The sequence below is a fragment of the Actinospica durhamensis genome (assembly GCF_018139695.1).
GTDB lineage: Bacteria > Actinomycetota > Actinomycetes > Streptomycetales > Catenulisporaceae > Actinospica > Actinospica durhamensis.
This window is the reverse complement of record NZ_JAGSOG010000090.1, coordinates 16,138-31,433: the sequence shown is the minus strand read 5'-3', so window position 1 is coordinate 31,433 and position 15,296 is coordinate 16,138. Positions and strand designations below refer to the sequence as shown.

Annotated in this window: 8 protein-coding genes and 1 tRNA gene; all 9 read left to right on the top strand. The window is 71.8% G+C overall.

The features are described from left to right. Window positions 1–324: 324 nt before the first annotated feature. A complete protein-coding gene (locus tag KDL01_RS18735) occupies window positions 325–2,676 on the top strand; it encodes a sodium-translocating pyrophosphatase (RefSeq protein WP_212529808.1) in 2,352 nt (783 codons plus the stop codon). A gap of 211 nt (window positions 2,677–2,887) precedes the next feature. Continuing rightward, entirely contained in the window at window positions 2,888–4,411 is a 1,524-nt protein-coding gene (locus KDL01_RS18730; protein WP_246576634.1) for a DUF7059 domain-containing protein, read from the top strand. A 290-nt stretch (window positions 4,412–4,701) separates the two neighbouring features. After that, entirely contained in the window at window positions 4,702–7,452 is a 2,751-nt protein-coding gene (gene topA / locus KDL01_RS18725; RefSeq protein WP_307846409.1) for a type I DNA topoisomerase, read from the top strand. A 35-nt stretch (window positions 7,453–7,487) separates the two neighbouring features. Continuing rightward, window positions 7,488–8,774 (top strand): dTMP kinase, encoded by a 1,287-nt coding sequence (tmk, locus tag KDL01_RS18720; protein ID WP_212529807.1) that lies wholly within the window; start codon window positions 7,488–7,490, stop codon window positions 8,772–8,774. Next, entirely contained in the window at window positions 8,771–10,156 is a 1,386-nt protein-coding gene (locus tag KDL01_RS18715) for a DNA polymerase III subunit delta' (protein ID WP_212529806.1), read from the top strand. The genes tmk and KDL01_RS18715 overlap by 4 nt, the downstream gene beginning before the upstream one ends. A gap of 228 nt (window positions 10,157–10,384) precedes the next feature. Further along, window positions 10,385–11,923 carry an alpha/beta hydrolase gene (locus KDL01_RS18710; protein WP_212529805.1) on the top strand — a complete coding sequence of 513 codons (1,539 nt, stop codon included), beginning with the start codon at window positions 10,385–10,387 and terminating at the stop codon, window positions 11,921–11,923. 50 nt (window positions 11,924–11,973) lie between these two features. Then, window positions 11,974–12,047: transfer RNA gene (locus KDL01_RS18705), tRNA-Thr, on the top strand. Window positions 12,048–12,118: 71 nt separating this feature from the next. Next, window positions 12,119–12,853, top strand: a complete 735-nt coding sequence (locus KDL01_RS18700; RefSeq protein WP_212529804.1) for a GntR family transcriptional regulator — start codon at window positions 12,119–12,121, stop codon at window positions 12,851–12,853. Between the two features lie 215 nt (window positions 12,854–13,068). Continuing rightward, window positions 13,069–15,207, top strand: a complete 2,139-nt coding sequence (locus tag KDL01_RS18695; protein WP_212529803.1) for an alkaline phosphatase family protein — start codon at window positions 13,069–13,071, stop codon at window positions 15,205–15,207. Window positions 15,208–15,296 lie beyond the last annotated feature (89 nt).

The window sequence follows — 15,296 nt, the reverse complement described above, 5'->3', positions numbered from 1 at the left end:
CGGACGACCCCTTCGCGCCACCCACATCGGACGATACGTCACCGTGCGCCACTTCTCCGGAGCATCCTCTACAAAGCAGACGTCTGATGATGACCAGGGGCACCCGCAGGGGTGAACTTCGACGTCCGGGGGTGGCGGTGGGGGCGCCATTACCGCTCGTTGAGACGTGGATCACATGTCCTTACGTGATCAACTCCTCACGCGGCGCTGGTCTAAGCCAGAGCTCGTGCGTAAACTCCGGAGCCACTGAACGCTCCGCACTGTCAGGAGTCCCACTCAGCTCTCCTTGACGGAATCAGGGGCGACTACGTCAAGGAGGACGCGATGCTCCGGCTCTCAGAGCCGACACTGGCTGCCGCGCCGAGCCTGTCCGGCGGCAACTTCACACTGGTCATCCTGGTCGCGATCGTCGCGCTGGCAGCCCTCGCCGTTGCGGGCTACCTGGTGCGCGAGGTCAACGCGGCCAGCGAGGGCACCGAGAAGATGAAGGAGATCGCCGGAGCGGTTCAGGAAGGCGCCACCGCCTATCTGGCGCGGCAGTTCCGTACCCTATCCATTTTCGCCGCAGTGGCCTTTTTCCTGCTGCTGGCGCTGCCCGCGGACAACTGGAACGTGCGTATCGGGCGTTCCGTGTTCTTCCTGCTGGGCGCCGGCTTCTCGGCGGTCACCGGCACCGTGGGCATGCGGCTCGCGGTGCGGGCGAACGTGCGGGTGGCGGCGGCCGCCAGGGAGTCGGGGGCGAACCGGGCCACCCGGATCGCCTTCCGGACCGGCGGGGTGGTCGGCATGTTCACGGTCGGCCTCGGCCTGTTCGGGGCCGCGATCGTGGTGATCGCCTACCAGGGCGAGGCGCCCAAGGTGCTCGAGGGCTTCGGCTTCGGCGCCGCGCTGCTGGCCATGTTCATGCGTGTCGGCGGCGGCATCTTCACCAAGGCCGCGGACGTCGGCGCCGACCTGGTCGGCAAGGTCGAGAAGGGCATTCCCGAGGACGACCCGCGCAACGCCGCGACCATCGCGGACAACGTGGGCGACAACGTCGGGGACTGCGCCGGCATGGCGGCGGACCTGTTCGAGTCGTACGCCGTGATGCTGGTCGCCGCGCTCATCCTGGGCACGGCGGCCTTCGGCAACCAGGGCCTGGTCTTCCCGCTGCTCGTACCCATGGTCGGCGTGCTCACCGCGGTGATCGGCATCTTCGCGGTCAACCCGCGACCGGGCGACCGCTCCGGTATGCAGTCGATCAACCGCGGATTCTTCCTGTCCGCGGCGGCGTCCGTGGTCCTGGTGGCCGTGGTGGCCTTCGCCTACCTGCCGAGCTCCATGTCGGGGCTGACCAACGCCACTGCCAGGGGCACGGGAGACCCGCAGGTGATCGCGCTGGTCTCGGTGATCATCGGCATCGTGGTCGCAGTCGCGATCCAGCAGCTGACCGGCTACTTCACCGACACCGCGTTCCGGCCGGTCAAGGACGTCGGCAAGACCTCGCTCACGGGGGCGGCCACGGTCATCCTCTCCGGCATCTCGCTCGGCCTGGAGTCCGCGGTCTACTCGGCCATGCTGATCGGCGCCGGCGTGTTCGGCGCCTACCTGCTCGGCGGCGGCTCGATCATGCTCTCGCTCTTCTGCGTCGCGCTGGCGGGCACCGGTCTGCTGACCACGGTCGGCGTGATCGTGGCGATGGACACCTTCGGTCCGGTCTCGGACAACGCGCAGGGCATCGCCGAGATGTCCGGCGACGTGCACGGCGAGGCGGCCCAGGTGCTGACCTCGCTGGACGCGGTGGGCAACACCACCAAGGCGATCACCAAGGGCATCGCGATCGCCACGGCGGTGCTCGCGGCCACGGCGCTGTTCGGCTCCTTCCAGGATGCGGTCACCCAGGCCGTGGCGCAGAAGGGCTACTCGCCGAGCAGCTCGGTCGCGGGCGACCTGCAGTACCTCGGCATCCTCAACGTGGCCGACCCGCGCAACCTGGTCGGCCTGCTGATCGGCGCCGCGGTCGTCTTCCTGTTCTCCGGGCTGGCGATCAACGCGGTCTCCCGGGCGGCGGGCGCGGTGGTGTTCGAGGTGCGGCGGCAGTTCGCCGAGATCCCCGGGATCATGGAGGGCACCGCGCGGCCGGAGTACGGGCGCGTGGTGGACATCTGCACCCGCGACTCGCTGCGTGAGCTCGTCACCCCGGGCCTGCTCGCGGTGATGGCGCCGATCGCGGTGGGCTTCTCCCTCGGCGTCGGCGCGCTCGGCTCCTACCTGGCCGGCGCGATCGGCACCGGCACGCTGATGGCGGTCTTCCTGGCCAACTCCGGCGGCGCCTGGGACAACGCGAAGAAGCTGGTGGAGGACGGGCACCACGGCGGCAAGGGTTCCGACGCGCACGAGGCCACGATCATCGGCGACACCGTCGGCGACCCGTTCAAGGACACCGCGGGCCCGGCGATCAACCCGCTGATCAAGGTGATGAACCTGGTCTCGCTGCTGGTGGCCCCGGCCATCGTGGGGCTTTCGCTGGGCACGGGCAGCAACCCGGCCGTGCGCGGGCTGATCGCGGCGGCGGCGTTTTTGATCATCGCGGGTGCGGTGTGGAACTCCAAGCGCAAGTCCATCGCGGTCAAGCCGGAGCTGCCCAACCAGGGCACGCCGAGCCTGGACCACGACGGCGCGACCAGCGCTGCGTGACGAAGCGAAGCGGCAAGGCACCCAAGCCGCAAGTAGGCAGTAAGTAGTAAGTAGTAAGTAGTAGGTAATAGGTAATAGGTAAGAGCACGTGAGACGGAGTCGGGCCCGGTACGCGAATGCGTGCCGGGCCCGACGCTTCGCCGCAGGCGTCCGTGCACCCGGCCCGACGCCTCGCCGGGCGGGCCGGGGCAGGCCAAGTAGGCTGGTGGGCATGAGCGAGCTGATGCGGGATCCGGCGGCGATCGAGCGGCTGCGCACCGCACTGGAGAAGGCCCAGTACACGGTCGACGGCTGCCTGGAGGCGATGGGCGCGACGGCGTACGCGGCGCTCGGGCGCAACGAGTCGGTGGCGGCGTCGTACGCGGTGGCCGAGGACGACTCGCCGGTGGCCACGCTCACCAAGCTGTTCGTGCTGCAGGAGGACGTGAACCGGGACGCGGCCGCGGCGGCGCTCCCCCTCGAGGACGCGATGGCCGGCGGGCTGGTGGCCGAGGACCGCACGGACGGCACCGTACGCGCGCTGGTGGACATCCGGCCCTACGGCGAGTCGGACGTGGACTGGTGGCTCGTCTCCGACCTCGGCGCGGGCCTGGTGACCGGACGCAACGCGCCGATGCGGCCCGACTACGTGCTCGGTGTCGGCGGGGCCTCGACCACGCTGGCTCAGCTGACGGTGCGTGAGAACGTCGAGAGCGCCCTGGACGTGGGGACGGGCTGCGGCGTGCAGGCGCTGCATCTGTCCCGGCACGCGCGCCGGGTGACCGCGACGGACCTGAACCTGCGCGCCCTCGACTTCGCCCGGCTCACCGCGGCGCTCTCGCTCGGGCCGCTGGAGGGCGAGCGGATCGAGCTGCGCGGGGGGAGCCTGTTCGAGCCGGTCGAGGACGAGCGCTTCGACCTGATCGTGTCCAACCCGCCGTTCGTCATCTCGCCCGAGTCGGCGGCCGGGCAGGGGCGGTTCACCTACCGCGACGCGGGGCTGCCGGGCGACGAGCTGTGCCGCAGGTTCCTGGAGCAGGCGCCGCGGCACCTGGCCGAGGGCGGCTACTGCCACGTGCTGGCCAACTGGCTGCACGTGGCCGGGCAGGACTGGCGCGAGCGGCTCGCGCCCTGGATCCGCGGGACCGGCTGCGACGCGTGGGTGGTGCAGCGCGAGCTGCAGGACCCGGCCGAGTACGCCGAGCTGTGGCTGCGGGACTCGGGCGATCACAACTCGCCGCGTTACATCGAGCGCTACCAGGCCTATCTCGACTACTTCGCGGCCAACCGGATCGAGGGGGTGGCCTTCGGCTGGATCATCCTGCACAACTCCGGCGCCGAGCTGCCCACCATCCGGCTCGAGGAGCTGACCAGGCAGATCGACCAGCCGCTGGGCGCCCACGTGCCCGAGTGGTTCGCCCGGCACGAGTTCCTCACCGACACCGACGACGAGCAGCTGCTGGGCGCGGCGCTGAGCGTGGCCCCGGGGGTCGTGCTCGAGCAGAGCGCGCAGATCGAGGACGGCGGCTGGGAGCCGGCCGCGACCCGGCTGCGGCAGACCGGCGGGCTGCGCGCGAGCGGGGAGATCGACCCGGTCGGGATCGCGGTGGTCGGCGCGGCCGACGGGACCAGGCCGCTGGGCGATCTGCTCGACGCGATCGCCGGACAGTTCGGGATCGAACCGGCTACGCTGCGTTCCGGCGCCCTCGACGCGGTGCGCGCGCTGATCGAGGAAGGCTTCCTGACTCTCTCCTGAGGCGCCGCGGACTTGGTTTTGACCTGCGCGGATGCGCCGAACGGCGGACCTGTCGGGGGCGTTGGGGCCCGCAACGGGCCGCAGCCGGGCCCCCGCTTGGCCATACTGACGCTCAGGCGGGCGTAACCTGGTGGGCGTGTCGCGCCCGTCACGGGCGCCCAGTCGGGTGCGCGCCAACGCGGCACGGGACTACGGGTGATTCCATCAGGAAGGTCCGGGGTATCTCCCGCGCGTGGCGAGGCCCGTGACGCCACCCAGAGGACAGTGAGAACCGGAAGGACGCAACGACCGTGCCGCCGAGCAGCAAGAGCGCGAGTGACCTGCGCCGTCTCGTGATCGTCGAGTCGCCCGCCAAGGCGAAGACGATCGCGGGCTACCTCGGGCCGGGTTACACGGTCGAGGCGAGCATCGGGCACATTCGCGACCTGCCCAACAAGGAGACCAGGGACAAGCTCACCGACGAGGAGAAGGCTTCCCCGTGGGCGAACCTGGGCGTGGACCTGGACCACGACTTCCGTCCGTTCTACGTGATCTCGGAGAACAAGGACGCGCACATCGCCAAGCTGCGCAAACTGGTGCGCGAGTCCGACGAGCTGCTGCTCGCGACGGACGAGGACCGCGAGGGCGAGGCCATCGCCCAGCACCTGCTCAAGGCGCTGAACCCGAAGATCCCGTACCACCGGATGGTCTTCCACGAGATCACCAAGGACGCCATCCAGGGCTCCCTGCACCAGCTGCGCACCATCAACGACCAGCTGGTGGAGGCGCAGGAGGCGCGCCGGGTGCTCGACCGGATCTACGGGTTCGAGATCTCGCCGGTGCTCTGGCGCAAGATCGCCAGCGGGACCTCGGCCGGCCGGGTGCAGTCGGTGACCACGCGTCTGGTGGTCGAGCGCGAGCGGGAGCGGATGGCCTTCCGTTCGGCCGAGTACTGGGACCTGACCGCGCTGTTCGACACCGACCGGGCCCAGGACGACCCGCGCACCATGGGCGCCAGGCTCGTGGCGGTGGACGGCAAGCGGGTGGCCCAGGGCCGCGACTTCGGCGCCGACGGGCAGCTGGGCCGGGCGGACGCGCTGCACCTGGACCAGGCCGGGGCGGCCGCGCTGGCCGCCGGGCTCACCGGGGCGGCGTTCACGGTCAACGCGATCGACCGCAAGCCCTACCGGCGCTCCCCCTCCGCGCCGTTCCGCACCACCACGCTTCAGCAGGAGGCGAGCCGCAAGCTCGGCTTCGGGGCGCAGCGGACCATGTCGGTGGCGCAGAAGCTGTACGAGAACGGCTTCATCACCTATATGCGTACCGACTCGGTGACCCTCTCCGAGACGGCCGTGACCGCGGCCCGCGCGCAGGTCACGGAGCTGTACGGGGCGGACTACCTGCCGGACAAGGCGCGCACCTACACCTCCAAGGTCAAGAACGCGCAGGAGGCGCACGAGGCGATCCGGCCCTCCGGCACCACCTTCCGCACCCCGGCGAGCACGAAGCTGAGCGGGGACGAGTTCCGGCTCTACGAGCTGATCTGGAAGCGCACGGTCGCCTCGCAGATGAAGGACGCGATCGGCAACTCGGTGACCATCCGGGTCGGCGGCACCGCGTCGGACGGACGGGTGGCCGAGTTCACCTGCTCCGGCAAGGTCATCACCTTCCACGGCTTCATGAAGGCCTACGTGGAGGGCTCGGACGATCCGGACGCGCAGCTCGACGACCAGGACCGGCGGCTGCCGGACGTGAGCGAGGGGCAGGCGCTGCGCGCGGCCGAGCTCGCCGCGGAGGACCACTCCACCAAGCCGCCGGCCCGCTACACCGAGGCGAGCCTGGTCGAGGACCTGGAGAAGCGCGAGATCGGACGCCCGTCCACCTACGCCACCTTCGTCGACACGATCCAGCAGCGCGGCTACGTGTTCAAGAAGGGCACCGCGCTGGTGCCCTCGTTCCTGGCCTTCTCCGTGGTCGGGCTGCTCGAGAAGCACTTCAGCGACCTGGTCGACTACGAGTTCACCGCCCACATGGAGGAGGACCTCGACCGGATCGCCCGGGGCGAGGCCGAGCGGGTGCCGTGGCTGAAGAACTTCTACTTCGGCGAGGGCGGCCTCAAGGATCTGATCTCGGACAAGCTCAACGAGATCGACGCCCGCGAGACCAACACCTTCCCGATCGCCGAGGGCATCGCGCTGCGGGTGGGCAAGTACGGGCCCTACATCGAGCGCTACGACGCCGAGGGCAACTCGCTCGGACGCGCGAACGTGCCGGACGGGACGCTGCCGGACGAGCTCACCCCGGAGCTGGCCGAGGAGCTGCTGGCCCGGCCCAGCGGGGACCGGGACCTCGGCACCGACCCGGCGACCGGCTACCAGATCGTGGCCAAGGACGGGCGCTACGGGCCGTACGTGGCCGAGGTGCTGCCCGAGGACGCGCCGAAGACCGGGAAGAACGCGGTCAAGCCGCGCAACGCCTCCCTGTTCAAGTCCATGGACCTCGAGGCGATCGACCTGGCCAACGCGCTCAGGCTGCTCGCGCTGCCGCGGGTGGTGGGCGTCGATCCGGAGTCGGGCGAGGAGATCACCGCGCAGAACGGGCGGTTCGGGCCGTACCTGCGCAAGGGTGAGGACTCGCGCTCGCTCTCCGGCGAGGAGCAGATCTTCGACATCACCCTGGACGAGGCGCTGGCCGTCTACGCGCAGCCCAAGCAGTTCGGGCGGCGCGGCGCGGCCAAGCCCCCGCTGCGGGCGTTCGGCGAGGACCCGGAGACCGGCAAGCCGGTGGTGGCCAAGGACGGGCGGTTCGGCGCGTACGTGACCGACGGCGAGACGAACGTGACCGTCCCGCGCGGCACCACGGTCGAGGAGCTGACGGTGGAACAGGCCTTCGGCATGCTCGCGGAGAAGCGGGCCAAGGGTCCGGCGAAGAAGACCGCGAAGAAGACGGCGGCGAAGAAGACGGCTGCCAAGACCACGACGGCCAAGAAGACCGCGGCGAAGAAGACGGTCGCCAAGAAGTCCACGGCGGCGAAGAAGAGCTCGGCCGACAAGTCCGAGTGACCTGATTGTCGCCGGACCGAAGTAGCCTTGTCCGCATGGTCGGGAAGTTGCGCGGACGGCGTTGGCGGCCCGGCGGCCCCTCACGGGTCGCCGGTGGGCCGGAGCGTGCGTACGCGGGGTGGTTCATCGCGGTCGAGGGCGGCGACGGGGTGGGCAAGTCCACCCAGATCTCCGCGGTCGCGGCCTGGCTGCGCGGGCGCGGCTTCGAGGTGGTGACCACGCGCGAGCCGGGCGGGACGCCCCTGGGCGACGAGGTGCGCAACCTGGTGCTGCACGCACGCGAGCACCGGCTCGGGGCGCGGGCCGAGGCGCTGCTGTTCGCGGCGGACCGGGCGGACCACATGGAGACGGTGGTGCGTCCGGCGCTCGAGCGCGGCGCGGTCGTACTGACGGACCGGCACGTGGACTCCTCCGTGGCCTATCAGAGCGGCGGGCGGGGGCTGGCGGCCGAGGACGTCGTGGCGCTCTCGGCGTTCGCCACCGACGGGGTGCGCCCTGACCTGGTGGTGCTGCTCGACCTGGATCCGGCCGTGGCCCGGGCCCGGCGGGAGGAGCGCACCGGCGTGCCGGACAAGCTCGAGGCCGAGGCCGGGGACTTCCACGAGCGGGTGCGCGCGACCTTCCTGGCCCGGTCCAAGCAGGACCCCGAGCGCTACCTGGTGATCGACGCGAACCAGGGCCCGCAGATACTGACCGGCGCGATCCAGGACCGGCTGGACGGGCTGCTGCCGCTGTCCGCCGAGGAGACCGAGGCGGCCGCCAAGCGCGCGGCCGCGCTGGCGGCGGCGATCGCCAGGGAGCGGGAGTTCCAGCAGGCGCGGGTGGCCGAGGAGGCCGAGGCCAGGGCGACCGCCGAGGCCGAGGACCGCCGGGCGCGGGAAGAGGAGCTGGCGGAGCGTCAGGCGGCCGAGCAGGAGCGGCTGCGCGCGGCCGCGAAGGAGCGGTCCGAGCGCGAGGCGGCGGAGCAGGAGGCCAGGTCGCACGCCGAGGCCGAGCAGAGCGAGCGCACCGAGACGCAGCGGCGCGAGGCCGACCGGCGCGAGCAGGAGCTGCGGATCCAGAGCCGCCAGGACGCCCTGCGGCGGCGCGAGGCGGAGCTGGCGGTGCGTCAGGCCGAGGCCAGGGCCAAGGAACGGGCCAGGCTCGCGGCCGCCGCGGCGAAGGCGGCGCAGGAGCAGGCGCGTCAGGCCCCGAGCCTGACCGACGACCTGATGCGGCTCGGCGGGCTCGAGCCGGAGGAGAGCGGCGCGGTCGAGTCCAGCGTGGTCCAGACCGAGCCGGAGGCGGGCGGCGCGGACGCGTCGGCGGGCGAGGGCGCATGAGCGACGACGACTTCGAGGACGAATACGGCGAGGAGTACGGCGCCGAGGATGACGCGTACGCCGACGCCGACGGGGACGAGGGCGGCGGGCAGCCCGAGGACGACGCCGCGGCGGCGGCCTGGGGCGAGCTGGCCGACGCGGAGGCGGCGCCGGTGGACGAGTCCGGGGAGCCGGCCGTCGGGGCGGTCTGGGCTGAGCTGATCGGCCAGCCCGAGGCGGTCGGCCGGCTCGGACGGGCGGCGGTGGCGGCCCGGCGGGTGCTCGGCGGCGCCACCGGAGCGAGCGTGAACGCGATGACGCACGCCTGGCTGCTGACCGGTCCGCCCGGCTCCGGCACGGGCCTGGCCGCCCGCGCGTTCGCCGCGGCGCTGCAGTGCACCGGGCCGCGGCCGGGCTGTGGACGCTGCCCGCAGTGCCGCACCACGCTCGGCGGTACGCACGCGGACGTCTCGGTGGTGCGCAGCGACCAGCTCAGCATCGGCGTGGACGTCGCGCGCAAGCTCGTGCGCGACTGCGCGATGGCCCCGTCCGGCGGGCGCTGGCAGATCATCGTGTTCGAGGACGCCGACCGGCTGACCGAGGGCGCGGCGAACGTACTGCTCAAGGGGATCGAGGAGCCCTCCGCCCGCACGGTGTGGATCCTGTGCGCGCCCTCCAGCCGGGACCTGCTGCCCACCATCCTCTCCCGCTGCCGGCAGCTGAACCTGCGCACCCCGGCCGCCGCGGACGTGGCCGAGGCGCTGGTCGAGCGGGCCGGGGTCGGGCCGGAGCAGGCGCTGCTCGCGGCCCGGGCGGCCCAGGGCGACTACGAGCGGGCCCGCGCGCTCGTGCTCGACCCGCAGGCCGCGGCCCGGCGCGCGGCGGTGCTGCGGCTGCCGGTGGAGGCGCGCGACCTCGGCCGGGCCCTGGGCGCCGCGCAGGCGCTGGTGGACGCGGCGGAGGCGGAGGCCAAGGCGGCCACCGAGGGCCTCGACGTCACCGAGACCGAGGAGCTCAAGCTCGCGCTCGGCTACGGCCAGGGCAAGGGCGCGGGTTCGGCGCGCGGGGTGGCCGGCTCGGCCGGGCTGCTCAAGGAGCTCGAGGGGCGGCAGAAGCGGCGGCTGACCCGGATTCAGCGCGACTGCCTTGACCGGGCGCTGTCCGACCTGCTGGCGTTCTACCGCGACGTGCTCGCGGTGCAGCTGACCGGCGGCTCGGGCGCGGGGCACGGCCCGGAGCCGGTGCACGCCGACCAGCGGGCGCAGGTGGCCGAGATCGCGGCGGGTTCCCGGCCGGAGGAGACGCTGCGGCGGGTCGACGCGATCCTGGGCGCGCGTCAGGCCATCGCGGCGAACGTGGCCCCGCTGCTCGCGGTCGAGGCGATGGCGGTCTCACTCGGCTGAGCGGGCGTGCCCCGCAACCCGTCATCAAGATCATCAGACCTTGATCGCCCGACCGGGTGGGACCGGGCTCTGCGTCGCTCGGTCGGCTCTGCGACATCCCCCGTTCCGCCCTCTCGACGCGCCGTGGTGTCACACAGAGGCAGTACGGTTGACGCACTGTGCGGCGCAGACGCCGAGCACCGCGGGAAGCCGGCCGACAGGCCGTCAGTTCTCCGAAGGGATTCGCCGATGACGCCTCGTGCCGCCATGCGCTACCTGTCCCTGGGCGCCGTCGTGCTCGCGCTGCCTCTGGCCGGCTGCACCGCCTCGGACACGCACACGGCCGGGTTCACCGGCAAGCCCGGGCTGACCACGGGCACCGCGCCGAACCTGGCTCAGTTCTACGGCCAGAAACTGACCTGGGCCTCGTGCGACAACGGCTACCAGTGCAGCACGCTGAAGGTCCCGCTCGACTACGCCGACCCGCAGGGCACGACCATCGGGATCGCGGTGGTGCGCAAGCCGGCCGCCGACCAGGCGCACCGGCTCGGCTCGCTGCTGGTCAACCCGGGCGGCCCCGGCGGATCCGGGCTGCAGTACGCGACCTCGGGCGACGTGGTGGACGCGGCCGTGCTGGCCCGCTACGACCTGGTCGGCTTCGACCCGCGCGGGGTGGGCAAGTCCGACCCGGTCGAGTGCCTGAGCGACAGCCAGATGGACACCTTCATCGACGAGCCGCCGGCCCCGGTGAACGCGCAGCAGGTGGCTCAGGTCGAAGCGCAGGCGAAGTTCTTCGCGCGGCAGTGCGAGGCCAAGTCCGGCAAGCTGCTGCCCTACGTCGGCACGACCTACGCCGCGCGGGACATGGACATCCTGCGCGCCGCGCTGGGCGACGAGAAGCTCACCTACCTCGGCAAGTCCTACGGCACCTTCCTGGGCGCGGTCTACGCCGAGGAGTTCCCGCAGCGGGTCGGGCACGTGGTGCTCGACGGCGCCATCGACCCGGACCTGACGGCCGAGCAGGAGAACCTGACCCAGGCGGTCTCCTTCGACAAGGAGCTGCGGCTGTTCCTGGCCGACTGCGCCAAGCAGAGCGACTGCGTCCTCGGCAGCGACCCGAACGCCGCGTTCACCAGGCTCAAGAGCTGGGTGGCCGGGCTCGAGGCGAACCCGGTCAAGGGCGACGGGACCCGCAAGCTGGACGAGGCCTACGCGCTGACCGGCATCTCGGTGGCCATGTACGACCAGGGCTGGTGGCCGGACCTGCGCATCGCGCTGAGCCGGGCCTTCGGCGGCGACGGCTCGGTGCTGCTGTCCATGGCCGACGCGTACAACGACCGGCAGAACGGGCACTACACCGACAACGAGGCCGAGGCCAACTACGCGGTCAACTGCGTGGACCACCCGGACGAGGCCACCTCGGTGCAGCAGATCGAGGCGGAGCTGCCGACCTTCGAGAAGGACGCGCCGTTCTTCGGGGCGATGGTCGACTGGTCCAGCCTGCCCTGCGCCTACTGGGGCGCCAAGCCCACCGACACCCCGCACCGGATCGCCGCCCAGGGCGCCGCGCCCATCCTGGTCGTGGGCACCACCAACGACCCGGCCACCCCGTACGCCTGGGCCCAGCAGCTGGCCTCCCAGCTCAGCAGCGGCCGTCTGCTGACCATGAACGGGGCCGGCCACACCGCCTACCGCCGCGGCTCGAGCTGCATCGACTCGGCCGTGGACGCCTACTTCCTGAACGGCACCGAGCCCGCGTCCGGAACCGTTTGCCAGCAGACCGTATAGGTCCGCTACACTGTTGCAGCGGTCGGGATCATCACCATGTCCCGGTCCACGCCTCCTTAGCTCAGTCGGTCAGAGCGACGCACTCGTAATGCGTAGGTCATCGGTTCGATTCCGATAGGAGGCTCGCTCGCGAAGGCCCAGGTCAGCTAGTGCTGGCCTGGGCCTTCGATCGTCTTCGAAGCGGACGGCCCGCCCATGCCCAGCGCCCACGCGGCCCTCGCGGCCGAGATAGAGCGGCGGATCGCGGACGGGAGCTATCCGGCCGGGCGGCGGCTGCCGAGTGAGCAGGCCCTGGCCGAGCAGTACGCCACGACGCGTGCGCGGGTGCGTACGGCGCTGGCGGCGCTGGCCCGGCGCGGGCTGCTGGTGTCCCGGCCCAACTCCGGCTGGCTGGTGCAGGCGGGGCATCGGGCCCAGACCGTGGGCGAGCTGCGGCCGTTCTCGCAGTGGGCTGCGACCCACGGGCGGACCGCGGCGGGGCGGATCGTGCACCGGGAGCGGGACGGCGCCACGGCGCGCGAGGCGCGGCTGCTCGGGATCCGGCTGGGCGAGACGGTGCTGCGCTTCGTCCGGGTGCGCACCCTGGACGGGCAGCCGGCCATGATCGAGCGCTCCACCTGGGCCCCGCTGGTGCTTCCGGCGATCGAGGCGCTGGCGCAGGACGCGCCGTCGGTCTTCGGCGGCCTGGCCGACGCAGGGTTCGATGTCGTGCTCGGCGGGCACCGGATCGAGGCGGTCGCCGCCTCCAGCGAGGACGCCAGGCTGCTCGGCGTGCGCCGCTCGAGCCCGCTGCTGCAGATCTCTCGCACCACCGCGATCCGCGACGGGAGCGTCATCGAGGTCGCGGTGGACCGGTACGTCTCAGACCTCGTGGCCTTCGACGTGAAGGCCGGGGACGTGGCGCGCACACTGCTGCCGCGGCACGACTGAAAGAACCTGAACATACGTGAGGCGACGGAGCGGCGGCGCAGCGTAGTCGTGCCCGTTCGCGAATCCGGCCCACTGCGCGCAGTCGGCTACCGAATCCGACGTCTCGGGTCGGGATCGGCCATCTGACGTCTCACATTCAACGCGCGTTCACCCGCGCCGCTTTGACTCCCTGCGGTTTTGCTTTTCCTTGACCGTTCCCGCACGAGGAGCATGCGATGGCCGCCGACGAGGCATCCCAGCCCATTGATTCGCCTTCGGGCGTGACGATCCCGCCGGAGGTGCTCGGATCAGGGCTCTCCCGCCGCGGCATGCTCAAGGCCATGGGCCTGTTCGGCGGAGTGGCCGCGATGGGCGGGGCCGGGGCCGCGGCTTGGGCGGCGACTTCGGGCGACGCGAGCGGCTCGGCGGCGTACGTGCTGCCCGAGGGCTTCGCCGGCACGATGGCCGACCTCAAGCACGTGGTGATCCTGATGCAGGAGAACCGCGCCTTCGACCACTACTACGGCGCGATGCCGGGAGTGCGCGGCTTCAACGACAAGCAGGCGCTGCGCTTCCCGAACGGCACGAACGTCTTCTCCCAGCCGAGCGGCGCCGCGGTCTACAAGCCCAACCACGTCACCACCGTCGCCCAGACCACCACCGGCCTCGACCACGGCTACGCCACCGGGACCGGCGCGTGGAACGGCGGGCGGTACAACAACTGGGTCCCGGCCAAGGGCAGCGCCACCATGAACTACCTGACGGGTGAGGAGATCCCCTGGCAGTGGTCGCTGGCCAGCAACTACACCCTCTGCGACAACTACCACTGCTCGGTGATGGGCCCGACCACGCCCAACCGGCTCTACCTGTGGACCGGCACGTCGGACGGGGTGACCGCGAACGGCGGCGAGACCTCGGGCAACCGGGCCTGGCAGACCTACCCGGAGGCGCTGCAGTCGGCGGGCGTGTCCTGGCGGGTGTACGTGGACAACAACGACGGGGACGGCTGGCGCGGGGACTACGAGGACAACCCGATCCGCGGGTTCGCCACCTTCACCCCGAGCGCGGCCAACCTGGCCGACACCACCAAGACCGCGCCCGGCACCGGCCTGGTCTGGCGGGCCAACTCCTTCCCGTACGCGGCCGATGGCCTGCCGAACGACGACAGCGACACCAACCTCAACGGGGTCCTCGGCGACTTCATCGCGGCCTGCGCCCCCGGCGCCGAGTACCCGCTGCCGCAGGTGTCCTGGATCGTTGCGCCGTACGAGTGGTCTGAGCACCCCTCGGCCGACCCGGAGCACGGCGCCCGCTACACCGACCGGGTGATCCAGGCGCTGCAGAGCAACCCGGACGTCTGGAACCACACCCTGCTGATCTTGAACTTCGACGAGAACGACGGCTACTTCGACCACGTACTCCCGCCGTTCCCCGAGGCGGGCACCGCGAACGAGTACTCCGGTTCCACCCCGATCGGTTACGGCGCCCGGGTGCCGATGACGCTGGTCTCGCCGTGGACCCGGGGCGGCTGGGTCAACTCCGAGGTCTTCGACCACACCTCGGTCATCCGCTTCCTCGAGGTGTGGACCGCCTCGCTCGGCACCCCGGCCCCGAGCACCACCATCACCGACTGGCGACGGGCCGTCAGCGGCGACCTGACCAGCGCGATCGACTTCGCCCACCCGGTCCTGGGCAGCCCCTCGCTGCCCGACACCGCGGCGCTGGTCGCGATCGCCGACGCCGGCGGCACCATCGCCACCCAGGTCGCGACCGAGGACCAGTGGAACGACTACCCGCCGCTGCGCCCGCGGCCGCTCTCCTTCCACGCGCACAGCACCTTCGCCGAGGACCGCTCGGCCGGCACCGTCACCGCGCAGATGACCCTGGCCGGCGGGCCGGACGGCAAGGCCGTGAGCCTGCAGGTCTTCCCGGACGCGTATCAGGCCTTCACCAACACGCCGTTCACCGTGACCGCGGCCCAGTCGCGCGGCTACACCTGGAACGCCGCCGCCTATCAGGGCCGGTACGCGTTCTCCGTCTACGGCCCGGACGGCTTCGTCCGCTCGCACGCGGGCACCGTGCTGCCGGCCGGACAGGACAACGCCGGGGTGCCGCGGGTGGACGTGGCCCTGAACACGGGCACCGAGCCGACCGTGCAGATCACGCTGCACAACGACGGCCTGCAGCGGGTGCACTACACGCTCACCGCGAACGACCACGTCGGCGGCACCCAGGACTACTGGGTCGGCGCGGGCGAGGCGAAGACGCTCTCCTGGCCGACCGCGGACGGCTACTACGACGTGATCATGACCGCCGACACCGGCACCGGCTGGGAGCACCGCTACGCCGGGCGCATCGCCCAGACCTCGGCGTGAGACCAGCCCTCCACGTGAGACCAGCCCTCCGCGTGAGCTCCCGCCCCCGATCTGTCCCTGTCCGCTCCGATCCCCGTTCGCTCCCTTCC